The following is a 21,186-nucleotide window of genomic DNA, read 5'->3' as shown; positions in this document are numbered from 1 at the left end:
ATCCTGGATTTTCCGGCCATGCAGAAAGAAACCGAAATCAAGCTCCGCGTCAGCCGCGAAACCCTCGCCGCCCTGCGCGAGCACCCGCTCCTGAAAAAACGCAACAAAAGTGGCTGGGAACGCCGTGAGTTGATGAACCAGTACTTCGACACGCCTGAGCGCGACCTGGCCCGCGCCAAGGTTGCCCTACGCCTGCGCCGCGATGGCGAAGAAGTGATTCAGACGCTCAAGACCCGCGGCCAAAGCGTCGCCGGCTTGTCCGAGCGTAACGAATACGACTGGAACCTGCCCAAAGCCAAACTCGACGTAAAGAAACTCGACGGCGAATGCTGGCCTGAAGCACTGGCCGAACTGGACAAGAAAACCCTCAAGCCGATCTTCACCACCGACTTCGTTCGCGAACGCGCTGAAATCGCCTGGGGCCGTGGCAAGACCAAAGTGGTCATCGAAGCCGCGCTGGACCTGGGCCACGTGATCGTTGGCAAGCAGAAAGAAGAAATCTGCGAACTGGAACTGGAATTGCGCGAAGGCGAGCCGGCTGCCCTGCTGGAACTGGCCGCCGAACTGGCCGCGACCCTGGCCCTGATGCCGTGTGACATCAGCAAGGCCGAGCGCGGATATCGTTTGTACGACGCCAACAGCTATTCGCTGAGCCTGCCGGCGCCGCAAATCGCCGCCGAAACGCTGCTGGATGATGCCTTCGCCGCGCTTAGCTGGCATTTGCTGGGCAGCAGCCAGCGTCTGGCCGAGCAATATCGCTTCAACGGCCACTGGCGCCTGTTGCAGGACTGGGTCGAAAACCTCGCTGAATTGCGTGCACTGCTCAGTAGCCTGGGCCAGGCCGCGCCACGCCAATCGACGCACGATCTGCGCATTGCGCTGGATGCGTTGCTGGAAGACTGGCGTCCGTTGGTGCAAGCCGGTAACGAGGACGAAGACGTGCGCAAAGCCGCGCCGGAGCAATTCCTCGAAGAACTGGAAGATCCGCGTTGGGGCCTGTTCTCGCTGAACACCTCACGCTGGTTGCTGGCCCGCACCTGGGCCGCCGATCGCAACGTTCGTGGCAACCGCCAGGGCGCGGCACAACTGGGCAGCTGGTTGCCGCGGTTGCTGGGTGAAGAAGCGACCTCCCTGCAATTGCAGCGTTATCAGCAACAACCGGAAGACCTGGCCGAGCAACTGCCGCGCATCGAACGCATCCAGGCCTGGCTGCACCATGCCCGTCACGTGCTGGACATCCCGGAAATGGATCGCCTGTACGGTGAATTGAAACAGCTGGCGCAACTGGCCAACGAGCCGATCACCGATGAATCGCTGGATGCGCGTAAGCAGCAGGCGATTGCCGTGTATCAGAATCGTGCCTGGAAAATGCTGCTGCGTATGTAATACCGCCATCGCGAGCAGGCTCGCTCCCACTTTGGAATGCATTCCCCTGTGGGAGCGAGCCTGCTCGCGATGAGGCCAGCACATTCACCGCAAAACCTCAGACCGGCAAACTCGTCGTAGACTTGATTTCCGACAGCGCCACAATCGAGTTCACTTCCTGTATCCCGGGCACCATCGACAGTTTCTCGAAGAAAAACCGCTCATACGCCTCAATGTCCGCCGTGACAATCCGCAGCAAGAAATCCACTGAACCCATCAGCACATAACACTCCAGCACTTCGGGAAACCCGCGAATCGCCTCGGTGAACTCTGTGAAGTTCGAACGCCCGTGGGCGTTAAGTTTGATCTCGGCAAAGATCTGCGTGTTCAGCCCGATCTTCTTGCGATCCAGCAACGTCACCTGCGCGCGAATGATCCCCTCTTCTTTCATCCGCTGAATCCGCCGCCAGCACGGCGACTGCGACAGCCCCACCTGTTCGGCGATCTGAGCGCTGGAGAGCGAAGCGTCCTCTTGCAGCAACGCGAGAATCTTGCGGTCGTAGCCATCCAGCTCGCTTTGCATAGAAAAACCTTCAATCGTTAATTTATTGAATTACACGATTCGATTGATCGCCAATAAGCCCAATCATAGATAAGAAATGCCCCACACCGAATGTAAAAATTCCTCCAGTGTTTTTGGAGCCTGACCATGCCGCCACTTGAAGCCGTCCACACCTTGTCCACCCGCGCCGATGTCTGGAACGTCAGCAACACCCACTGCCGTGTTCACTATCAATTGCTCGCCGAAGCGGAACCGGACCTGCTGTGCCGGGCGCTGAATCTGTTCGCCTTGCAGTTTCTGACGCCACAACAGGTCAACGTTCAGCGCCAGGACGACTTGCTGTCGATCGACATCGTCATGGACGGTCTCAGCTGGCATCGCGCCCAAGTGATTGCGGAAAAGCTTCGTAACCTGATCAGCGTCTGCTCGGTCGAGCTGCAAGCGGCTGATGCGGCGTGGGATGAGCCGGCCCAGGCGGCGGGCTGAAAAACCTCGACACGGCTTTGTCCGGTAGTGGCCCAGCGGTCGACAGGTCCGCGACTATCCTTTGCGGATTGTGTTCATGAGGAGCCCGCATGTCCGTTCAACTTGCCATTCAGGACCGCTGGCTGGATCTCAATGATTTGCTGCGCGAACTGGTCGCCCAAGGCTTTATCAGCCATGACTCGGCCGAGCACGCGCTCAATGCTCGCCGCCGCCACACCGCCAATGGCCAACTGCACCCGCTGGAATTCATTGCCAGCCAACACCTCGACGATCTCAGTCGTCCCGGCAAACACCTGGATCTGGAAAGCCTGACCCTGTGGTTGGCACAACAGGCCGGTCAGCCGTACTTGCGCATCGATCCGCTGAAGATCAACGTCGCGGCGATTACGCCGTTGATGTCCTACGCCTTTGCCCAGCGCCACAAGATACTCGCGGTATCCATCGACCGCGACGCGGTGACCGTGGCCAGCGCCCAGCCCTACGTCAAAGGCTGGGAAGCCGACCTGACCCACGTTTTGAAACTGCCGATCAAACGGGTCGTGGCCAACCCTGTCGATATCCAGCGCTTTAGCGTCGAGTTTTTCCGGTTGGCCAAATCGGTCAGCGGCGCGACCAGCGCCGATCAGCAGACCGGCACCCTGGGCAACTTCGAGCAGCTACTCAACCTTGGCGCCAGCGACCAGGAGCCGGACGCCAATGACGCGCACATCGTCAACATCGTTGACTGGCTGTTTCAGTACGCCTTCCAGCAGCGCGCCAGCGATATCCACATCGAGCCCCGACGAGAACAAGGCACGGTGCGCTTTCGCATCGACGGCGTATTGCACAACGTCTATCAATTCCCGCCACAGGTGACCATGGCCATCGTCAGTCGCCTGAAGAGCCTCGGGCGGATGAACGTCGCGGAAAAACGCAAACCCCAGGACGGCCGGGTGAAAACCAAGACCCCGGACGGCGGAGAAGTCGAGTTGCGGTTGTCGACATTACCGACGGCATTCGGCGAAAAAATGGTCATGCGGATTTTCGACCCGGAAGTCCTGCTCAAGGATTTCGACCAGCTAGGGTTTTCTGCCGAGGACCTGCGCCGCTGGCAAGACATGACCCGTCAGCCCAACGGCATCATTCTGGTCACCGGGCCGACCGGTTCGGGCAAGACCACCACGCTCTACACCACACTAAAGAAACTGGCGACGCCCGAGGTCAACCTCTGCACCATCGAAGACCCGATTGAGATGGTCGAGCCCGCATTCAACCAGATGCAGGTCCAGCACAACATCGAACTGACCTTCGCCGCCGGCGTGCGCGCGTTGATGCGACAAGACCCGGACATCATCATGATCGGCGAGATTCGCGACCTCGAAACCGCCGAAATGGCAATTCAGGCGGCGCTCACCGGCCACTTGGTGCTCTCGACGTTGCACACCAACGATGCGCCGAGCGCAATCAGTCGCCTGCTGGAACTCGGCGTGCCGCACTACCTGATCAAAGCCACGGTGCTGGGCGTCATGGCCCAGCGTCTGGTGCGCACCTTGTGTCCCCACTGCAAGGCACCGCTGACGTTGGGTGAAGATGACTGGCAAACCCTGACCAAACCGTGGCAAGCGCCCTTGCCCACCAACGCCCAACGTGCCATCGGCTGCCTGGAATGTCGCGACACCGGCTATCACGGCCGCGCCGGGGTGTACGAAATCATGCAACTGACTGATGGCGTCAAGGCGTTGATCAATCCGGACACCGACTTGCTGGCGATCCGGCGTCAGGCGTTCAAGGAAGGCATGCGTAGCTTGCGGCTGTCGGGGGCACAGAAAGTGGCGGCGGGTTTGACCACGATTGAAGAGGTGCTGCGAGTGACGCCGCAGAGCGAGCAAAAGTAAACGCGCTCGCCCATGGAACTCGATTGGGGGTTGGCTATCCAAGGCCGCAGTCAACCCAGTGGAGTCACCCATCATGCGTTTCAAACTTGCTGTCGCCACCGTCGCGCTGCTGTCTCTTCCAGTCGGTAGCGCGATGGCCGATGACAGCTTTTGGCAAAATGTCCTCACCTCCGGTGCAACCACCGCCTCGACCTACCTGACGTCCAGGGACAACAAAATGGTCGTCGCCGCCCAGGACGATGCCAGCAGCTTCGTCGCCAGTGACGGCGGCATTCGCGGCCCCTACCTGGAAGCGGCGATGAACAAAGTCCGCGCCGACAACCCGGGCTTGCAGGCCACGGACATGGAACTGGCGAATGCGATTCTGGCGAAGAATGCTGTCGCTTCGGAATAAGTTCGCAGGTACCAAAATGCCGCTCAATTGAGCGGCATTTTTTGCCCTACAAATCATTCCCTGTGGGAGCGAGCCTGCTCGCGAAGGCGGTGTAACAGGCAACATCGATGTCGACTGACACGCCCTCTTCGCGAGCAGGCTCGCTCCCACAGGTGGATGTGTATGTGTTCGGAAGTTCAGCGGTAATCATCCACCGGGACACACGCGCAAAACAGGTTTCTATCGCCGTAGACGTTATCGACCCGGTTCACCACCGGCCAGTATTTATGCAGTTTGGTGTGCGCATCCGGCGTCACCGCCTGCTCGATGCTGTACGACCGCTCCCATACCCCGGTGATGTCCGCCAATGTGTGTGGCGAACGCTTCAGCGGATTGTCCTCGGCCGGCCAATTGCCGTTTTCCACCTCGCTGATTTCCGCACGGATGCTCAGCATCGCCCCGATAAACCGGTCCAGCTCGGCCTTCGATTCACTTTCTGTCGGCTCGACCATCAAGGTCCCCGGTACGGGAAACGACATGGTCGGCGCATGGAAACCATAATCCATCAGGCGCTTGGCAACGTCTTCTTCGCTGATGCCGGTCAGCGCTTTCAGCGGCCGCAGGTCGAGGATGCATTCGTGAGCCACTCGGTCATTGCGCCCGCTGTAGAGCACCGGGAATGCTCCAGATAAATGCTGCGCCAGGTAGTTCGCGGCAAGGATCGCCACTTCGCTCGCGTCCGCCAGTTGCGGCCCCATCATCGCGATATACATCCAGCTGATCGGCAAAATGCTTGCACTGCCCCAAGGCGCCGCGCTCACCGCGCCGTTCTGCGGCAACGGCCCGTCGATGGGCACCACCGGGTGATTGGCCACGAACGGCGCCAGGTGCGCCCGCACACCAATCGGCCCCATGCCCGGCCCGCCGCCGCCATGGGGGATGCAAAACGTTTTGTGCAGGTTCATGTGTGACACGTCGGCGCCAATGTCCGCCGGCCGAGCTAGTCCGACCTGGGCATTGAGGTTGGCGCCATCCATGTACACCTGACCACCGTGACTGTGGATAACTTCACAGATCTCGCTGATGCCTTCTTCGTAGACGCCGTGGGTCGACGGATAAGTCGCCATCAGGCACGCGAGCTTGTCCCCCGCCTCCGAGGCTTTTTGCTTGAGGTCATCCAGATCGACGTTGCCTGCGGCGTCGCATTCGACAATCACCACGCGCATCCCGGCCATTTGCGCCGAGGCCGGGTTGGTGCCGTGGGCCGAGGACGGAATCAGGCAGAGATCCCGCTCCCCTTGATGACGGCTCTCGTGGTATTTGCGGATCGCCAGCAATCCGGCGTATTCGCCTTGGGCGCCGGAGTTGGGTTGCATGCAAATCGCATCGAAACCAGTGATCGCGCAGAGCCAGCGCTCCAGTTCTTCGATCATCAGCGAATAACCCACAGCCTGTTCCTTCGGCACGAACGGGTGCAGGTTGGCGAACTGCGGCCAGGTAATGGGGATCATCTCGCTGGTGGCATTGAGCTTCATGGTGCAGGAGCCCAGCGGGATCATTGACTGGTTGAGGGCAAGGTCCTTGTTCTCCAGTTGCTTGAGGTAGCGCAGCATCTCGGTTTCGCTGTGGTGCGCATTGAACACCGGGTGGCGCAGATAAGGTGAAGTGCGCAGCAGCCCGTCAGGAATGCCGGAAGCCAGCGCTTCAGCGTCCAGCTCGTCGATATTCAGGCCATGACTGGCCCCGAGGAACACATCGAACAGCTTCGCAACGGTCGTCTCGTCCGAGGTTTCGTCGAGGCTCAATCCCAACTGCCCTCGCCCCAGAATCCGCAAATTGATCTGCGCCGCTTGAGCGCTTTCGATGATCGCGGTCTGGGTGCCGCCAACTTCCAGGGTCAGGGTGTCGAAGAAGTGCTTGTTGAGGCGGCTGACGCCATGACGCTCAAGACCGGCGGCGAGGATGCAGGTCAAGCGGTGCACACGCTGGGCAATGCGCTTGAGCCCTTCAGGGCCGTGGTAGACAGCGTAAAAACTGGCGATGTTGGCCAGCAGCACCTGAGCGGTGCAAATGTTCGAGTTGGCCTTTTCCCGGCGAATATGTTGCTCGCGGGTTTGCAGGGCCATGCGCAAGGCAACATTGCCGCGAGCATCTTTTGACACGCCGATGATCCGCCCGGGAATTGCCCGTTTGTACTCATCGCGGCTGGCAAAAAACGCCGCGTGCGGCCCGCCGTAGCCCATGGGCACGCCGAAACGCTGAGATGAGCCGAAGACCACATCGGCACCCAACTCTCCCGGCGGCGTCAGCAACAACAGGCTCAGCAGGTCAGTGGCGACGCACGCCAGGGCTTGCTGCGCGTGCAGATGATCAATCACCGGTCGCAGATCACTGATCTCACCGTGGGTGTCGGGGTATTGCAGCAGGGCACCAAAAACCTGGTGCTGTTTCAAGTTATCCACTGAGTCGATGATCAACTCGAATCCGAACCCTTCGGCCCGGGTCTGCACCACGGAAATGGTCTGCGGATGACAGTGCTCGTCGACGAAAAACAGATTGCTTCTGGATTTGGCGACACGCTTGGCCAGCGCCATGGCTTCCGCTGCTGCCGTGGCTTCATCCAGCAGCGAAGCATTGGCCAGTTCCAGGCCGGTGAGGTCGATGGTCAGTTGCTGGAAGTTCAGCAGCGCTTCGAGCCGCCCTTGGGCAATCTCTGGCTGATAAGGCGTGTAGGCGGTGTACCAACCGGGATTTTCCAGCACGTTGCGCACAATCACGGTTGGCGTGAGGGTGCCGTGGTAGCCCATGCCGATGAGGCTGGTCCAGACCTGGTTTTGCTCGGCGTAGCCGCGCAGTTTGGCCAGCGCGGCTTGTTCATCGAGGGCGGGCGGCAGGTCGAGCGGCCGGTTCAGCCGGATTCCCGGCGGCACCGTCTGCTCGATCAGTTCGACCCGGCTGCCGAGGCCGAGGCTGTCGAGCATCGCCTGCTGCTCGGCGGCATCAGGCCCGAGATGGCGGCGCAGAAAGGCATTAGGGTCGCGTAACTGACTCAAGGACGGCAACTGGGACATGACGGGCTCTCTCTGGACTGGCGCTCAGCGTCGATGCAACACGGTCAAACCAGCATAGCAGCCGATATCCGAGCGGATGGCTTGGCTCCGACAAGCATTGCGGACATCATGCTCGGCATCCGCCCACTGTCCGCTGAACAGGTGCCTGAATTTATGAGCCAACTGCCGTTCCTGCCGTTCTCCAAACCGACCATCGATGAGGCCACGATCGCAGCGGTCGGCGACGTGTTGCGCTCGGGCTGGATTACCAGCGGCCCCAAGGTCCAGGCCTTTGAGCAACAGCTTTCGGCGTATTTTGGCGGGCGCCCGGTGCTGACTTTCAATTCCGGCACCTGCACCATGGAAATCGCCTTGCGTGTTGCCGGGATCGGGCCTGGCGATGAAGTGATCACCACGCCGATTTCCTGGGTGGCCACCGCCAACGTCATTCTGGAGGTTGGCGCCACCCCGGTATTTGCCGACATTGACCCGATCACCCGCAACATCGACCTGGACCAGCTGGAAGCGGCAATCACCCCGCAGACCCAAGCGATCATTCCGGTGTACCTCGCCGGGTTGCCGCTGGACATGAGCCGGTTGTATGCGATCGCGAAAAAACACGGATTGCGGATTGTCGAAGACGCCGCACAAGCCTTGGGTTCGAGCTGGAACGGTCAGCGCATTGGCTCGACCGGTGATTTCGTGTCCTTCAGTTTCCAGGCAAACAAAAACGTCACCTCTTCAGAAGGTGGCTGCCTGGTGCTGAACAACGATGAAGAAGTGCGACTGGCGCAGAAGTACCGTTTGCAAGGCGTCACCCGCAGCGGCTTCGACGGTCTGGATGTCGATGTGCTGGGCGGCAAGTTCAACATGACTGATGTCGCGGCAGCCATTGGCCTGGGGCAGTTTGCTCACATCGAAGCGATCACCGCCCATCGCCGTGAATTGGCCAGGCACTATTTCGCGTGTTTTGGTGAGGATTTCGAAGCGGTGTACGGGGCTCAACTGCCCCCGGCGGATTTCGAAAACAGTAACTGGCATTTGTTCCAGCTGGTGTTGCCGGAGCGCAGGGATGGCCAGCCAGCGCGGGCGATCTTCATGGAGCAGATGCAGGCATTGGGCGTTGGTATCGGCTATCACTATCCGCCGATCCACCTGCTGAGCCTTTACCGCGAGCGCGGTTTCAAGGAAGGCATGTTCCCGGTTGCCGAGCGGGTCGGACGCCTGATTGTCTCGTTGCCGATGTTCACGGCCATGAGCAAAGCGGATGTCGAGCGAGCAGTGGCAGCGGTCAAAACTGTTCTAAAGCCTTAACACCTGTGGGAGCGAGCAGGCTCGCTCCCACATGGATTTCCCAGGGCGAGGATTACTCGCCGATGGCAGACTTGTAACCGGCGGCGTCGAGCAGCTTTTCCAGGTCAGCGGTGTTGCTTGGCTTGAGCTTGAAGATCCACGCGCCGTACGGGTCGGTGTTGAGCAGTTCCGGGTTGGCGCTCAATTCTTCGTTGATCGCAATCACTTCACCGGCAATCGGGGAGTAGATATCGGAGGCGGCTTTAACCGACTCAACCACACCGGCTTGATCTTCGGCAGCAAACACGTTGCCAACTTCAGTCAGCTCCACGAACACCACATCACCCAGCGCTTCCTGCGCGTGATCGCTAATGCCCACGGTGACGGTGCCGTCGGCTTCCAGGCGGGCCCATTCGTGACTTTCGGCAAAACGCAGGTCGGCAGGAATATCGCTCATGTTCTGTGTCCTCAAGAAAAATGTCAGCGGTTTCAGTCCGCCAAAAAAAGGTTAGATCAAGGTTTTGCCATGGCGTACGAAGGTTGGCTTGACCACTCGGACCGGGTACCACTTGCCACGGATTTCCACTTCCGCGCGGTCGGCAGTTGCCATCGGCAAGCGCGCCAGTGCTATCGACTTGCTTAGCGTAGGAGAGAAACTACCACTGGTGATCTCCCCTTCGCCAACATTGGCAATGCGGACCACTTGATGAGCGCGCAAAACCCCTCGCTCCTCAAGGACCAGCCCTACCAATTTGTGCTGCACGCCACCGGCCCGCTCGGCTTCCAGGGCCGTGCGCCCGATGAACTGGCGAGTGGCCGGTTCCCAGGCAATGCTCCAGGCCATATTAGAAGCCAACGGCGATACATCCTGATGAATGTCCTGACCGTACAGGTTCATGCCGGCTTCAACCCGCAAGGTATCCCGCGCCCCCAGGCCGATGGGGGAAATACCCGCGCCGACCAGATCGTTGAAAAAACCCGGGGCCTGATCGGCCGGCATGACAATTTCCAGACCGTCTTCGCCGGTGTAACCCGTCCGTGCGATGAACCAGTCACCTTCTGGCTGGCCTTCGAACGGCTTGAGTAACTGGATCAGATTGCTGCGGGCCTGGGACACCAGTTCGCAGACTTTGTGCCGGGCCTGAGGGCCTTGAATGGCCAGCATCGCCAGCTCTGCACGCTCATTGAGCCGCACATCGAAACCATCGAGGTGAGCCTGCATCCAGGCGAGATCCTGATTGCGGGTGGAGGCGTTGACCACCAGACGATAACCATCGTCGAGACGATATACGATCATGTCGTCGACGATACCGCCGCGCTCATTGAGCATCGCGCTGTACAAGGCACGGCCGGGGCTATGCAGACGCTCGACATCATTGGTCAGCAAGTGCTGGAGCCAGGCCTTGGCCTGGGGGCCGCTGATATCGATCACGGTCATGTGGGATACATCGAAAACCCCGCAATCGCGGCGCACCTGATGGTGTTCCTCGACTTGCGAGCCGTAATGCAAAGGCATATCCCAACCGCCAAAATCGACCATCTTCGCGCCGAGAGCGAGATGAAGGTCATACAGAGGCGTACGCTGTCCCATGGGTTTCTCCTTCCGGGCGTGGCGAGGGTGCGGACCGGTGCTGCACGAGGTGAAAACCTTGAAATAGAAGGCTCCCAGCCGATTTAAGTCACCGGGTCTGTCAGACGGACCGCACCGAATGCCGCGCATTGTAGCCGCAAGGTGTAGGACTGGCACCTAGCTGTTTCGATGCGCCGAACGTCGGATCAATCCGATGACCGGTAACAGCCCGACCAATACCAGAGTCAGCGCCGGCAAAGACGCCCTCGCCCACTCACCTTCACTGGTCATTTCAAAGATCCGAACGGCCAGCGTGTCCCAACCAAACGGCCGCATCAGCAGGGTCGCGGGCATTTCCTTGAGCACATCGACAAATACCAGCAACGCGGCGCTCAACGTACCCGGCAACAACAGGGGCAGATACACCTTGAAAAACAGTCGCGGCCCACTGACGCCAAGACTACGTGCTGCTTCGGGCAAAGATGGCCGTATACGCGCCAGGCTGCTTTCCAGTGGCCCGTAAGCCACCGCAATGAAACGCACCAGATAAGCCAGCAACAACGCCGACAAACTGCCCAGCAGCAAAGGTTTACCGGCACCACCAATCCAACCGGACAACGGGATGACCAGCTCGCGATCCAGGTAACTGAACGCCAGCATGATCGAAACCGCCAACACCGAACCCGGTAAAGCGTAGCCGAGATTCGCCAAGCCAATGCCGGAGCGGATCGCCCGGGTCGGTGCCAGACGTCGGGCAAACGCCAGCACCAAAGCAACGCTGACCGTGATAAACGCCGCCATGCCGCCCAGGTACAAGGTATGGAGGATCAGCCCGGTGTAACGTTCGTCCAGATCCAATCGCCCGCGCTGCCAGAACCACACCACTAGTTGCAGAACCGGGATGACGAACGCACAGGCGAACACCAGGCCGCACCAGCTCATCGCCGCCAGCGCCTTGACCCCGCGCAGGTGATACAGCGCCTTGACCCGCGGCCGTTCGTTGCTCGCGCGGTTGGCCCCGCGAGCACGGCGCTCGCCATACAGCACCACCATCACCACCAACAGCAACAGGCTGGCCAGTTGTGCTGCCGTGGAAAGACTGAAGAATCCGTACCAGGTTTTGTAGATGGCGGTGGTGAACGTGTCGAAGTTGAACACCGACACCGCACCGAAATCGGCCAGGGTTTCCATCAGTGCCAACGCCACCCCCGCGCCGATGGCCGGGCGCGCCATCGGCAAGGCCACTCGCCAGAACGCCTGCCACGGAGATTGGCCGAGCACCCGGGCCGCTTCCATCAGGCCCTTGCCCTGAGCGAGGAACGCGGTGCGGGCCAGGAGATAGACGTAGGGATAGAAAACCAGCACCAGCACGAGGATGACACCACCGGTGGAGCGTACGCGCGGCAGCCTCAGGCCGCTGCCAAACCATTCGCGCATCAGGGTTTGCACGGGGCCGGCGAAATCCAGCAGGCCGACGAAGACAAACGCCAGCACGTAAGCCGGAATCGCAAACGGCAGCATCAGCGCCCAGTCCAGCCAGCGCCGACCGGGAAACTCACAGAGGCTGGTGAGCCAGGCAAGGCTGACGCCCAGCAGGGTGACACCGACACCGACACCGAGTATCAGGGTCAGGGTGTTGCCCAAAAGGCGCGGCATCTGCGTGTCCCAAAGGTGGGACCAGATCTGTTGATCGATGGTTTGCCATGACAGCAGTAAAACACTGAGGGGCAACAGGACCAGCGCAGCGATGGCGAAGACCAGGGGATACCAGCGGCGTTGGGCGGGGTGGGCCAAGGAAAGTTCTCAGGGGTGTGAGTCGATAGAAATGATTGCGCCCACGCTCTGCGTGGGCACACATTTTGTCACGCTTCGACGCGGAGCGTCGGGGGATGCATTCCCACGCAGAGCGTGGGAACGATCACATCAGCAGCCTGGTCAGTTCCAGCCAGCGCGGTCCATCATGCGGATCGCTTCAGCCTGACGCTTGCCCGCCACTTCCACCGGCAAAGTGTCGGCAACGAATTTGCCCCAGGCCGCGACCTCTTCCGAAGGTGCAACCGCCGGGTTGGCCGGGAATTCCTGATTCACGTCGGCGAAGATTTTCTGCGCTTCAGGGGTGGTCATCCATTCCACCAGCGCCTTGGCTGCTTCGGGATGCGGAGCGTGTTTGGTCAGGCCGATACCTGACAGGTTGACGTGCACACCGCGATCAGCCTGGTTCGGCCAGAACAGCTTCACGCCCAGGTCGGGCTTTTGCTTGTGCAGGCGACCGTAGTAGTAGGTGTTGACGATACCCACATCGCACTGACCCGCATTGATCGCTTCCAGTACCGCAACGTCATCCGAGAACACGTCGGTGGACAGGTTGCTCACCCAGCCCTTGAGGATTTTCTCGGTTTTTTCGGCGCCGTGGACCTCGATCATGGTGGCCGTCAGGGACTGGTTGTAGACCTTCTTCGCCGTGCGCAGGCACAGGCGTCCTTCCCAGTTTTTGTCGGCCAGAGCTTCATAGGTGGTCAGCTCGCCCGGCTTCACTCGATCCGTGGAGTAAGCGATCGTCCGCGCCCGCAGGCTCAGGCCAGTCCAGGCATGGGAGGACGCGCGGTATTGCTGCGGAATATTGGCATCGACCACTGGGGAAGTGAACGGCTGCAAGATGCCCATTTGTTCGGCCTGCCACAGGTTACCGGCATCAACGGTCAGCAACAGGTCCGCGGTAGCGTTCTCGCCCTCAGCCTTGATCCGCTGCATCAGCGGCGCTTCCTTGTCGGTGATGAACTTCACCTTCACCCCGGTTTTGGCGGTGTAGGCATCGAAGACCGGTTTGATCAGCTCATCGATACGCGAGGAGTAAACCACCACCTCATCAGCAGCCTGGGCGGCGGTGCTGCCAATCAGGGTCAGGGCGAGTGCGGTCAGTAGACGCTTCGGCAACATGGGAGCGATCTCTCGATGAAAAATTGAGGGCAAATGATAAGGAATCACATTTAGCATCTCAATCGATCAGTTTGTGGAGGAGTTACCAGATGTTGCACTGCTTGGATTTTATGATGAACGTTCCTGCCTGCTCGCGATGAGGCCATCAGCGGCAACGAAAATGTCAGGCCTTGGCCAGAGCTGGCAAATCCCCGGTCAACCCAAGGGCCTCGCGCACAAACAGCGCCTTGGCCTCAGGCATCTGCTCAACCATCTTCAATCCGGCATTACGCAACCAGCGCACCGGCAACGGATCCGCCTGGAACAACCGCTCAAACCCTTCCATCGCTGCCATCAGCGCCAGATTGTGGGGCATGCGCCGACGTTCGTAACGGCTCAGCACTTTGACATCAGCCAAGCGTTCGCCACGTTCAGCGGCTTGCAGCAGAACTTCCGCCAGCACAGCGGCATCCAGGAAGCCAAGGTTCACACCCTGCCCGGCCAGCGGGTGAATGGTGTGCGCCGCGTCGCCGATCAGCGCCAGGCCTTCGGCTACATAACGCTTGGCGTGACGCTGACGAAGCGGCACGCACAGTCGCGGGTCAGCGCTGAGCACGGTGCCGAGTCGGCCTTCGAAGGCGCGCTCAAGCTCGCGGCAGAAGCTATCGTCGTCCAGCGCCATCAAGCGTTCGGCTTCACTCGGCGTGGTCGACCAGACGATTGAACACCAGTCCTGCTGACCATCGCGCTCCAGCGGCAAAAACGCCAGCGGACCGTTGTCGGTGAAGCGCTGCCAGGCCGTCATTTGATGCGCCTTGGAACTGTGCACGCTGGTGACAATCGCATGGTGCATATAGTCCCACTCGCGCGTCGCCATACCGGTCAGGCGCCGAACGGCCGAGTTGGCACCGTCAGCCGCAATCACCAACGGTGCGCGCAACGTACGGCCGTCGGCCAGGGTCAGCAGCCAGTCATCACCCGAGCGGCGCATCTGCTCAAGGCGTGCATTGGCCAGCATCCCGAGGTCGCAGTCGTGCAGGCGGTCGAGCAAGGCATCCTGAACCACACGGTTCTCGACGATGTGCCCAAGCACCTCGGCATGCACACTGGTCGCCGCGAAATGGATCTGCCCGGTGCCGCTGCCGTCCCAGACGTGCATGTCGGTGTAAGGGCTGCTGCGTCGTTTGACGATGCCGTCCCACACGCCCAGGCGTTCGAGAATCCGCTGGCTGGCCGCCGACAAGGCACTCACCCGCGGTTCGAACGGCGCCTGGCCATCGAAGGGTTTGACGCTCAGGGGGCTGCCGTCCAGCAACAGGACTTCCAGCCCGCTGTCCTGCAACGCCAGCGCCAAGGCGCTGCCGACCATTCCGGCCCCGACAATCAGCAGATCTGCGCGCATGTCCATGCTTTAAGCCTGTCTCGCTTGCGGCTTGAGCCGCACGTAAAGGGTTTTTTCGACCCGCGCCACCAAGGTGCAGGCGCCGTCGTGAATATCGACCCGAAAGTCATCGCTGATGTGCCGCACCCGAACGCCTGCGCCCAGGAACGACTGGGAAAAGGACCCGAACCAACGCATCAACCGCGCTTTGCCGAATCTGCTCGTTAGCCACTCAAGCATCGGGACGCGTACCCAATCCCATGGCCTGCCGGGCAAACCAGCGTTTGGCCGGCGGCAACAGATCGAGACCGAGCAAACCGAGGTTGCGCCCCAGCGACACCAGCGGCTGGGTGCTGCCGAACAAACGGGTGACCTGATCGGAAAAGCCCACGGTCAGGTTTTGATCCAGACGCTGGCGCTCGCGGTAAGCCTGCAAGGTGGCAAAATCGCCCGGCCCGGTCTCGCTGGTCAGCAAAGCATCAGCCAGGGCCTGGGCATCGCGCAGCGACAGGTTGAAACCTTGTCCCGCAATCGGGTGCAGGCTGTGGGCCGCGTTGCCGAGTATCGCCAGATGCGGACGCACCTGCTCTTCGGCTTCGATCAGCGTCAGCGGGTAAAGATGCCGCGCACCGACCTGTTTGAGAGTGCCGAGGCGATAACCGAACACCCCCTGCAACTCGCTGAGGAAGCTCTTTTCATCGAGCGCCGCCAGTCGTTGCGCGTCCATGCCCAGACGAGTCCAGACCAACGCGCAGCGGTTTTCCGGCAGCGGCAACAACGCCATCGGGCCATCGTCGGTGAATCGTTCGAAGGCCATGCCGTTGTGCGCTTCGCTCGGGGTGATGTTGGCGATCAGCGCGCTCTGGTTATAGGGACGCTTCTTGATGCCAATCCCCAGTTGCTCGCGCAGGCCCGAACGGCCGCCATCGGCGAGCACCGCAAGGTCGCATTCCAGAGTGGTTTCGTCATTGAGGGTCAGTCGGTAGCCGTCGGTCAGCGGTTCCATGCGCGTGACTTCCGCCGGGCATCGCCAGGTGACCACGTCCTTGTCCAGACCTTGCCAGAGGCATTGGCCGAGCCAGGCGTTTTCCACCACATAACCGAGCGCCGGAACGCCCTCTTCCATCGCCGATAACCGGGCAGTGGAAAAACGTCCACGGTCGGACACATGTATCTGCTTGATCGGCTCGGCGCGGCGGGAGATTTCCTGCCATACGCCCAACCGTTGATAAATCTGTTTGGCACCGTAGGACAGCGCCGAGGAGCGGGCGTCATAGCTCGGCTGATAGGTATCGCCTGGAGCGAATGGCTCAATCAGGACGATCTTCCAGCCGCGCGCCTTGGCCCCGGCCTGCAACGCCATCGCGAGACTGGCGCCGACCAGGCCGCCACCGATGATTGCCAGATTGACCCGGCTCACGCTGCTTGCGTCCGCGCTTGCGCCATCAAGGCCTCGATCTCGGCGACCGTTTTCGGTACGTCTCTGGTCAAAATTTCACAACCGGTTTTGGTCACCACCACGTCGTCCTCGATGCGTACGCCAATGCCGCGCCATTTCTTTGCCACGCTCTGGTTGTCCGGGGAAATGTAGATCCCCGGCTCCACCGTCAGCGCCATGCCGACTTCCAGCACACGCCATTCGCCGCCGACCTTGTACTCACCGACGTCATGCACATCCATCCCCAACCAGTGGCCGGCGCGGTGCATGTAAAAGGCCTTATAGGCTTCGCTGGCGATCAATTCGTCGACGTCGCCCTGCAACAGGCCCAGCTTCACCAGCCCGGCAGTAATGACTTTAACCGTGGCTTCGTGGGCCTGATTCCAGTGTTTGTTCGGGGCGATTTCGGCGAAGGCGGCTTCTTGCGAGGCCAGCACCAACTCGTAGATCGCTTTCTGTTCCGGTGAATACTTGCCGTTGACCGGCCAGGTGCGAGTGATGTCGCTGGCGTAGCAGTCAATTTCGCAACCGGCGTCGATCAGCACCAGATCACCGTCCTTGAGCACCGCGTCATTCTGCTGGTAATGCAGGATGCAACTGTTGCGCCCCGCGGCGACGATCGAACCGTAGGCCGGCATCTTGGCGCCGCCCTTGCGAAATTCGTAATCGAGCTCGGCTTCAAGGCTGAACTCGTGCAGCCCGGCCCGGCTGGCCTGCATCGCGCGGATGTGCGCCCGGGCGGAAATCCGTGCGGCTTCGCGCATCACCTTCACTTCTGCCGCCGATTTATACAGGCGCATGTCGTGAAGCAGATGATCCAGGGCAACATATTCATTCGGCGGCTGGGCACCGAGGTGCGCTTTAGAGCGGATCACGTTGATCCAGTCCATCAGGTGCCGGTCGAACTCAGGATTGCTGCCCATGGCCGAATACACCCGGTCGCGCCCTTCAATCAGGCCCGGCAGGATGTCGTCGATGTCAGTGATGGGGAAAGCGTCGTCGGCACCGAAGTCGCGGATTGCGCCTTCCTGGCCGGCGCGCAAACCGTCCCACAACTCTCGTTCAGCGTTGCGCTCACGGCAGAACAGGATGTATTCGCCATGCGCGCGCCCCGGCATCAACACGAGAACGGCCTGAGGCTCTGGAAAACCGCTGAGGTACTGGAAATCGCTGTCTTGACGGTAGACGTGCTCGACGTCGCGGTTGCGGATGGCTACCGCGGCGGCGGGCAGGATCGCGATGCTGTTGGGTTCCATCTGCGCCATCAAGGCCTTGCGGCGACGGCTGTATTCCGGTTTCGGGATATGAATCATGGGCAGATGGCTTTTCCTGGATCGCGATTAATGCAACGACGGTTTGGCAGCTGGCGGCACGTCTGCTTTTTTGGTTTCGGAGAACAGCAGCAGCGGAGCGACGCGCAGGTACTCCATGACTTCCATGTAATCGCTTTCGCCGTCTTCGGACTCTTCCAGGGCATCTTGCACCTGGGAAATGGCTGCCAGGTCCTGCAACACTTCGGTGGCCTCGGAGCTGAGCATGCTGCTGTCCCGGCAGTTCAAGCCGAAACCGCTGAGGAAGCCCTGGCACCATTGGCCCAGTGCGACGGCACGGTCAGCCAGCGGTGCGTCATCGGTCGGCAGCAGCAGAACGACGGTCACGTCGTCACCGGTGAGCTCGCCCTTGACCATCGCCTGCAAGCCGATCAAAGCGTTGCGGACGTTGTCTTGCGGCTCGCTTTCCAGCAGCTCGGCGGCATCTATCAGCCACTCTTCGGCAGTGAAGCCGGCACCGGCGCAGCTGCGGCCGAGTAACAGGCCATGCAGTTCGGCAGGCGAGACGTTATGACCGCTGGAAGTCAGCAGGGTGGCAAAGGCTTGGTACGGGGAATTCTGAATGGTCATGGGCAGCTAGGCGCCAGACGGCGCTATGTCTAGAATGAAGGCCTTGTATCCTACATCGACAGACTCGCCAAGACTATTAAAGGCTGTCCGCCAGTTACCCCCCATCAGACACTCTATGTGGACACTATGGAAGACACCGACCTGCAAGCGCTGATGGCCAGACTCGAACTGCTAATTAGTCGAGTCGAGCAACTTAAGAGCCAAAACGGACTCTTACTAGCTCAGGAAAAGACCTGGCGCGAGGAACGCGCGCACCTCATTGAAAAAAACGAAATCGCCCGGCGTAAGGTCGAATCGATGATTTCGCGCCTCAAGGCCCTGGAGCAAGACTCATGAGTTCAAGCAATAGCGTCACCGTGCAGATCCTCGACAAAGAATACTCGATCATTTGCCCCCAGGAAGAGCGCAGCAACCTGGTGAGCGCCGCCCGCTACCTGGACGGCAAGATGCGCGAAATCCGCAGCAGCGGCAAAGTCATCGGCGCCGACCGCATTGCCGTCATGGCCGCGCTGAACATCACGCACGACCTGCTGCACAAGGAAGAAAGGCCGGATGTACAGGCCAGCGGCTCGACTCGCGAACAGGTTCGCGACCTGCTGGACCGCGTCGATCTGGTGCTCGCCACCGATCCGGACGTCACCAAGGGCTGATTCGTCGAACCGCTTGGGTTATACTCGCATCACTCCCTGGGGTGCTTGCCAGTTGACCACGTCCCTGAGCCGATTCGCACTACCCTGGAGGTTGCACGTTGGGCTGGTGTGCATGTCCGCTAGACGGAAAGCCTTAAAGCCTACTGCATCTTCCACCTTGAACTTTCGGGTTCAAGGGCTAAGTCAGCAGCGGTTCATCCGGGGAGCCTGATTCCAGTCCGATGCCGGTTTAATCACCGGCATCGGCTTTTTTACGGGTACGCTTTACGTACTCGTCCTGTCGAAGCCTGAATCCATGACCGAACCTGCGCTGCTTCCACGCCCGCAACTTCGACGCATGCTACGCAAGGCCCGCCGCGCACTGACTCCCAGTCAGCAGCGCCAGGCTGCTCGCGGGCTGTACAAGCAACTGGCCCAGCAGCCGTTGTTCCGCCGTGCCAGACACATCTCCCTGTACCTGCCGACCGACGGTGAAATCGACCCGCGCGTACTGCTGCGTGCCGCTCAGCGCCGGGGCAAGGCGACGTATCTGCCGGTGCTCAGTGCCTGGCCGCGAACCAAAATGGTGTTCCAGCGAATTCGTCCCGGCGAAAAACTCAAACCCAACCGTTTTCGTATTCTCGAACCTCGGGCCAATCTTGCCCGGCAACGCAAGGTTTGGGCGCTGGATCTCGTGCTGTTGCCATTGGTTGGATTTGACGATGTCGGCGGGCGGCTCGGAATGGGCGGCGGTTTTTACGACCGTAGCCTGGCCTACCTGGCGCGCCGCAAAACCTGGCGCAAACCTACGCTGCTGGGACTGGCCCATGAGTGTCAGAAAGTCGAACGCTTGGCTCAGGCGAGCTGGGATGTACCGCTGCAAGGAACGGTGACAGACAAGGCGTGGTATTTCGCAGGCTAGACGCCACTGCAATCAGCGGCGTCCAAAAGACAGGTTTAGCGTTTAAATGCCGACGGCTGCTGTTGCTGGGCGATTTCGATTGGCGCGTCAGTCTTGTTGTTCCACAGGCTTTGGGCATAACCGGTGGTTACGACGCCGAGGCCGAACAAAATGACCAGAATCCATAGTAAATCCGGTTTGCGTTTCATCGATTGCCCCCCAAAGGCACATCAACACGATGACAGCAGCGGTTCCGTTGTAGGTGTAGGCCGTGCAGCAGCGTCAAGCTAAGAAGGCCGGCATTTTGCGACAACGTGATCTGACACGCAAACGTTGACGTCAACCGACTGTCGGTTTGTCATAAAATGGCCTCACAACCTCTCCACTGATCTCGCAAGGAGCAAAAAACATGGCCTATTGGCTGATGAAATCCGAGCCCGACGAACTCTCGATCAAAGGCCTGGAGAAGCTTGGCCGAGCGCGCTGGGACGGGGTTCGCAACTATCAGGCGCGTAATTTTTTGCGGTCCATGGCGGTGGGCGACGAGTTTTTCTTCTATCACTCCAGCTGCCCGGAGCCGGGAATTGCCGGGATTGGAAAAATTATCGAAGCGGCGTACCCGGACCCGACGGCGCTGGAGCCGGAGAGTCATTACTACGATCCAAAGGCCACGGCAGACAAAAACGCCTGGAGCGCGATTGATGTTGCGCATGTCGAGACATTCGCGAAGGTGTTGAAGCTGGATTATTTGAAGCAGCAGACGGCGTTGGCGCAGATGCCATTGGTGCAGAAGGGCTCGCGGTTGTCGGTGATGCCTGTCACGGCGGAGCAGTGGGCGGCGGTTATCGCGCTCAAGCCTTGAGCCTTGTAGCTGCTGCACGAATGCTATCGCGAGCAGGCTCGCTCCCACACTGGACCTGCATTCACTGAAGATCCCCTGTGGGAGCGGCGGTGCGACGATTCGACTTGCCCGCGATGAGGCCGGATCAGACAACAGAAGTCTTATTGAATGATCAGGTTGTTGAACAACAAATCCTCAACCACAGGCTTGCCGGTTTCGTCGTTCATCACCTGCTGAGTCTGCTTCAACGCCTCCTGACGCAGCTTTTCCTTGGCGTCGACGTTGCTCATCGTTTCGGTCGTCTGCTGAGCAAACAACGCCACCAGCTGATTACGGATCAGCGGCTCGTTGGCTTTCACCGCTTTGGCGGCATCCTCACCGGTCACGCGCAAGGCCACATCAGCCTTGTAGACCTTGAGCCTGGGCGTACCGTCCAGCCCGTAGTTGCCCACGAATGGCGGGCTGAGGGTGATGTAATTGACCTTCGGAGCTTCACCTTCTTTGGCTTCTTCGGCCATCGCTGCCACAGGCAGAGACAGGGCCAGCAACAACATGATCCACGCTTTCACAATTCGCTCCTTATCCGGTTTGCGGCCAAGCATAACG

General features: G+C 60.2%; 22 protein-coding genes and 1 other RNA gene. 10 read left to right on the top strand and 13 right to left on the bottom strand.

Annotated elements, in window-relative coordinates; all coding sequences use genetic code 11:
- Positions 1-18 precede the first annotated feature (18 nt).
- Entirely contained in the window at positions 19-1,386 is a 1,368-nt protein-coding gene (locus PMI22_RS28170) for a CYTH domain-containing protein (protein ID WP_007942456.1), read from the top strand.
- Between the two features lie 97 nt (positions 1,387-1,483).
- On the opposite strand, the gene PMI22_RS28175 is transcribed toward PMI22_RS28170, so the two are convergent.
- The gene (locus tag PMI22_RS28175; protein ID WP_007942454.1) at positions 1,484-1,948 is read right to left on the bottom strand and encodes an Lrp/AsnC family transcriptional regulator; all 465 of its coding nucleotides are present in this window, start codon (positions 1,946-1,948) and stop codon (positions 1,484-1,486) included.
- A gap of 126 nt (positions 1,949-2,074) precedes the next feature.
- Between PMI22_RS28175 and PMI22_RS28180 the strand changes: the two genes are divergently transcribed.
- The 3 genes from PMI22_RS28180 to PMI22_RS28190 all read left to right on the top strand — a co-directional run bounded on the left by PMI22_RS28180 (position 2,075) and on the right by PMI22_RS28190 (position 4,681).
- Positions 2,075-2,413: a hypothetical protein gene (locus tag PMI22_RS28180; RefSeq protein ID WP_007942453.1), complete on the top strand. Its 339-nt coding sequence runs from the start codon at positions 2,075-2,077 to the stop codon at positions 2,411-2,413.
- 89 nt (positions 2,414-2,502) lie between these two features.
- Positions 2,503-4,287 carry a GspE/PulE family protein gene (locus tag PMI22_RS28185; protein ID WP_007942452.1) on the top strand — a complete coding sequence of 595 codons (1,785 nt, stop codon included), beginning with the start codon at positions 2,503-2,505 and terminating at the stop codon, positions 4,285-4,287.
- A gap of 73 nt (positions 4,288-4,360) precedes the next feature.
- Positions 4,361-4,681 carry a DUF2388 domain-containing protein gene (locus PMI22_RS28190; RefSeq protein ID WP_007942451.1) on the top strand — a complete coding sequence of 107 codons (321 nt, stop codon included), beginning with the start codon at positions 4,361-4,363 and terminating at the stop codon, positions 4,679-4,681.
- Positions 4,682-4,857: 176 nt separating this feature from the next.
- On the opposite strand, the gene gcvP is transcribed toward PMI22_RS28190, so the two are convergent.
- On the bottom strand, positions 4,858-7,731 hold the full coding sequence (gcvP, locus tag PMI22_RS28195) for an aminomethyl-transferring glycine dehydrogenase (protein WP_007942449.1): 2,874 nt from the start codon (positions 7,729-7,731) through the stop codon (positions 4,858-4,860).
- Positions 7,732-7,884: 153 nt separating this feature from the next.
- Here gcvP and PMI22_RS28200 point away from each other — a divergent pair, with 153 nt between their 5' ends.
- Positions 7,885-9,024: a DegT/DnrJ/EryC1/StrS family aminotransferase gene (locus PMI22_RS28200; protein ID WP_033048633.1), complete on the top strand. Its 1,140-nt coding sequence runs from the start codon at positions 7,885-7,887 to the stop codon at positions 9,022-9,024.
- A 52-nt stretch (positions 9,025-9,076) separates the two neighbouring features.
- On the opposite strand, the gene gcvH is transcribed toward PMI22_RS28200, so the two are convergent.
- From gcvH to PMI22_RS28240, 9 genes are all read right to left on the bottom strand, one after another.
- A complete protein-coding gene (gcvH, locus tag PMI22_RS28205; protein ID WP_007942447.1) occupies positions 9,077-9,460 on the bottom strand; it encodes a glycine cleavage system protein GcvH in 384 nt (127 codons plus the stop codon).
- A gap of 51 nt (positions 9,461-9,511) precedes the next feature.
- Positions 9,512-10,594 carry a glycine cleavage system aminomethyltransferase GcvT gene (gcvT, locus tag PMI22_RS28210; protein ID WP_007942445.1) on the bottom strand — a complete coding sequence of 361 codons (1,083 nt, stop codon included), beginning with the start codon at positions 10,592-10,594 and terminating at the stop codon, positions 9,512-9,514.
- Positions 10,595-10,750: 156 nt separating this feature from the next.
- Entirely contained in the window at positions 10,751-12,367 is a 1,617-nt protein-coding gene (locus PMI22_RS28215; RefSeq protein WP_007942444.1) for an ABC transporter permease, read from the bottom strand.
- A gap of 141 nt (positions 12,368-12,508) precedes the next feature.
- A complete protein-coding gene (locus PMI22_RS28220) occupies positions 12,509-13,510 on the bottom strand; it encodes an extracellular solute-binding protein (RefSeq protein ID WP_007942443.1) in 1,002 nt (333 codons plus the stop codon).
- Positions 13,511-13,673: 163 nt separating this feature from the next.
- Positions 13,674-14,891, bottom strand: a complete 1,218-nt coding sequence (locus PMI22_RS28225; protein WP_162830869.1) for a 2-octaprenyl-3-methyl-6-methoxy-1,4-benzoquinol hydroxylase — start codon at positions 14,889-14,891, stop codon at positions 13,674-13,676.
- Between the two features lie 9 nt (positions 14,892-14,900).
- Positions 14,901-15,110 (bottom strand): hypothetical protein, encoded by a 210-nt coding sequence (locus PMI22_RS30085; RefSeq protein WP_081502720.1) that lies wholly within the window; start codon positions 15,108-15,110, stop codon positions 14,901-14,903.
- Positions 15,103-16,290 (bottom strand): 2-octaprenyl-6-methoxyphenyl hydroxylase, encoded by a 1,188-nt coding sequence (gene ubiH, locus PMI22_RS28230; RefSeq protein WP_007942440.1) that lies wholly within the window; start codon positions 16,288-16,290, stop codon positions 15,103-15,105. Before ubiH ends, PMI22_RS30085 begins: the two co-directional genes overlap by 8 nt.
- Positions 16,287-17,621: a Xaa-Pro aminopeptidase gene (pepP, locus tag PMI22_RS28235; RefSeq protein ID WP_007942439.1), complete on the bottom strand. Its 1,335-nt coding sequence runs from the start codon at positions 17,619-17,621 to the stop codon at positions 16,287-16,289. The genes ubiH and pepP overlap by 4 nt, the downstream gene beginning before the upstream one ends.
- 27 nt (positions 17,622-17,648) lie before the next feature.
- Positions 17,649-18,209 (bottom strand): YecA/YgfB family protein, encoded by a 561-nt coding sequence (locus PMI22_RS28240; RefSeq protein WP_007942438.1) that lies wholly within the window; start codon positions 18,207-18,209, stop codon positions 17,649-17,651.
- A gap of 126 nt (positions 18,210-18,335) precedes the next feature.
- Here PMI22_RS28240 and PMI22_RS28245 point away from each other — a divergent pair, with 126 nt between their 5' ends.
- The 4 genes from PMI22_RS28245 to PMI22_RS28255 all read left to right on the top strand — a co-directional run bounded on the left by PMI22_RS28245 (position 18,336) and on the right by PMI22_RS28255 (position 19,760).
- Positions 18,336-18,545, top strand: a complete 210-nt coding sequence (locus PMI22_RS28245; protein WP_007942437.1) for a TIGR02449 family protein — start codon at positions 18,336-18,338, stop codon at positions 18,543-18,545.
- Positions 18,542-18,859, top strand: a complete 318-nt coding sequence (locus tag PMI22_RS28250) for a cell division protein ZapA (RefSeq protein WP_007942435.1) — start codon at positions 18,542-18,544, stop codon at positions 18,857-18,859. The genes PMI22_RS28245 and PMI22_RS28250 overlap by 4 nt, the downstream gene beginning before the upstream one ends.
- 30 nt (positions 18,860-18,889) lie before the next feature.
- Positions 18,890-19,068, top strand: a non-coding RNA gene (gene ssrS, locus PMI22_RS30080) — 6S RNA.
- An 86-nt stretch (positions 19,069-19,154) separates the two neighbouring features.
- Positions 19,155-19,760, top strand: coding sequence for a 5-formyltetrahydrofolate cyclo-ligase (locus tag PMI22_RS28255; RefSeq protein WP_007942434.1), 606 nt, complete (start codon positions 19,155-19,157; stop codon positions 19,758-19,760).
- Between the two features lie 35 nt (positions 19,761-19,795).
- Here the strand turns inward: PMI22_RS28255 and PMI22_RS31555 are convergent, their stop codons facing one another.
- Positions 19,796-19,948 (bottom strand): hypothetical protein, encoded by a 153-nt coding sequence (locus tag PMI22_RS31555; protein WP_007942433.1) that lies wholly within the window; start codon positions 19,946-19,948, stop codon positions 19,796-19,798.
- A gap of 200 nt (positions 19,949-20,148) precedes the next feature.
- On the opposite strand from PMI22_RS31555, the gene PMI22_RS28260 reads away from it, so the two are divergent.
- The gene (locus PMI22_RS28260) at positions 20,149-20,601 is read left to right on the top strand and encodes an EVE domain-containing protein (RefSeq protein WP_007942432.1); all 453 of its coding nucleotides are present in this window, start codon (positions 20,149-20,151) and stop codon (positions 20,599-20,601) included.
- 140 nt (positions 20,602-20,741) lie between these two features.
- Here PMI22_RS28260 and PMI22_RS28265 read toward each other — a convergent pair whose 3' ends face one another.
- Complete coding sequence (locus PMI22_RS28265) at positions 20,742-21,149, bottom strand: flagellar basal body-associated protein FliL (RefSeq protein WP_033048631.1); 408 nt, start codon at positions 21,147-21,149, stop codon at positions 20,742-20,744.
- Positions 21,150-21,186 lie beyond the last annotated feature (37 nt).

Origin of the sequence: Pseudomonas sp. GM21 (assembly GCF_000282215.1) — a bacterium.
In the GTDB taxonomy this organism is placed as follows: domain Bacteria; phylum Pseudomonadota; class Gammaproteobacteria; order Pseudomonadales; family Pseudomonadaceae; genus Aquipseudomonas.
Note: the sequence above shows the minus strand (reverse complement) of the source record. Positions and strands in the feature narration are given on the sequence as shown.

Bases quoted from the DNA above. Each gene is read 5' to 3' on its own strand.
- PMI22_RS28170 (WP_007942456.1), top strand. From the start codon at position 19: ATGCAGAAAGAAACCGAAATCAAGCTCCGCGTCAGCCGCGAAACCCTC.
- PMI22_RS28175 (WP_007942454.1), bottom strand. From the start codon at position 1,948: ATGCAAAGCGAGCTGGATGGCTACGACCGCAAGATTCTCGCGTTGCTG.
- PMI22_RS28180 (WP_007942453.1), top strand. From the start codon at position 2,075: ATGCCGCCACTTGAAGCCGTCCACACCTTGTCCACCCGCGCCGATGTC.
- PMI22_RS28185 (WP_007942452.1), top strand. From the start codon at position 2,503: ATGTCCGTTCAACTTGCCATTCAGGACCGCTGGCTGGATCTCAATGAT.
- PMI22_RS28190 (WP_007942451.1), top strand. From the start codon at position 4,361: ATGCGTTTCAAACTTGCTGTCGCCACCGTCGCGCTGCTGTCTCTTCCA.
- gcvP (WP_007942449.1), bottom strand. From the start codon at position 7,731: ATGTCCCAGTTGCCGTCCTTGAGTCAGTTACGCGACCCTAATGCCTTT.
- PMI22_RS28200 (WP_033048633.1), top strand. From the start codon at position 7,885: ATGAGCCAACTGCCGTTCCTGCCGTTCTCCAAACCGACCATCGATGAG.
- gcvH (WP_007942447.1), bottom strand. From the start codon at position 9,460: ATGAGCGATATTCCTGCCGACCTGCGTTTTGCCGAAAGTCACGAATGG.
- gcvT (WP_007942445.1), bottom strand. From the start codon at position 10,594: ATGGGACAGCGTACGCCTCTGTATGACCTTCATCTCGCTCTCGGCGCG.
- PMI22_RS28220 (WP_007942443.1), bottom strand. From the start codon at position 13,510: ATGTTGCCGAAGCGTCTACTGACCGCACTCGCCCTGACCCTGATTGGC.
- PMI22_RS28225 (WP_162830869.1), bottom strand. From the start codon at position 14,891: ATGCGCGCAGATCTGCTGATTGTCGGGGCCGGAATGGTCGGCAGCGCC.
- PMI22_RS30085 (WP_081502720.1), bottom strand. From the start codon at position 15,110: ATGCTTGAGTGGCTAACGAGCAGATTCGGCAAAGCGCGGTTGATGCGT.
- pepP (WP_007942439.1), bottom strand. From the start codon at position 17,621: ATGATTCATATCCCGAAACCGGAATACAGCCGTCGCCGCAAGGCCTTG.
- PMI22_RS28240 (WP_007942438.1), bottom strand. From the start codon at position 18,209: ATGACCATTCAGAATTCCCCGTACCAAGCCTTTGCCACCCTGCTGACT.
- PMI22_RS28245 (WP_007942437.1), top strand. From the start codon at position 18,336: ATGGAAGACACCGACCTGCAAGCGCTGATGGCCAGACTCGAACTGCTA.
- PMI22_RS28250 (WP_007942435.1), top strand. From the start codon at position 18,542: ATGAGTTCAAGCAATAGCGTCACCGTGCAGATCCTCGACAAAGAATAC.
- PMI22_RS28255 (WP_007942434.1), top strand. From the start codon at position 19,155: ATGACCGAACCTGCGCTGCTTCCACGCCCGCAACTTCGACGCATGCTA.
- PMI22_RS31555 (WP_007942433.1), bottom strand. From the start codon at position 19,948: ATGAAACGCAAACCGGATTTACTATGGATTCTGGTCATTTTGTTCGGC.
- PMI22_RS28260 (WP_007942432.1), top strand. From the start codon at position 20,149: ATGGCCTATTGGCTGATGAAATCCGAGCCCGACGAACTCTCGATCAAA.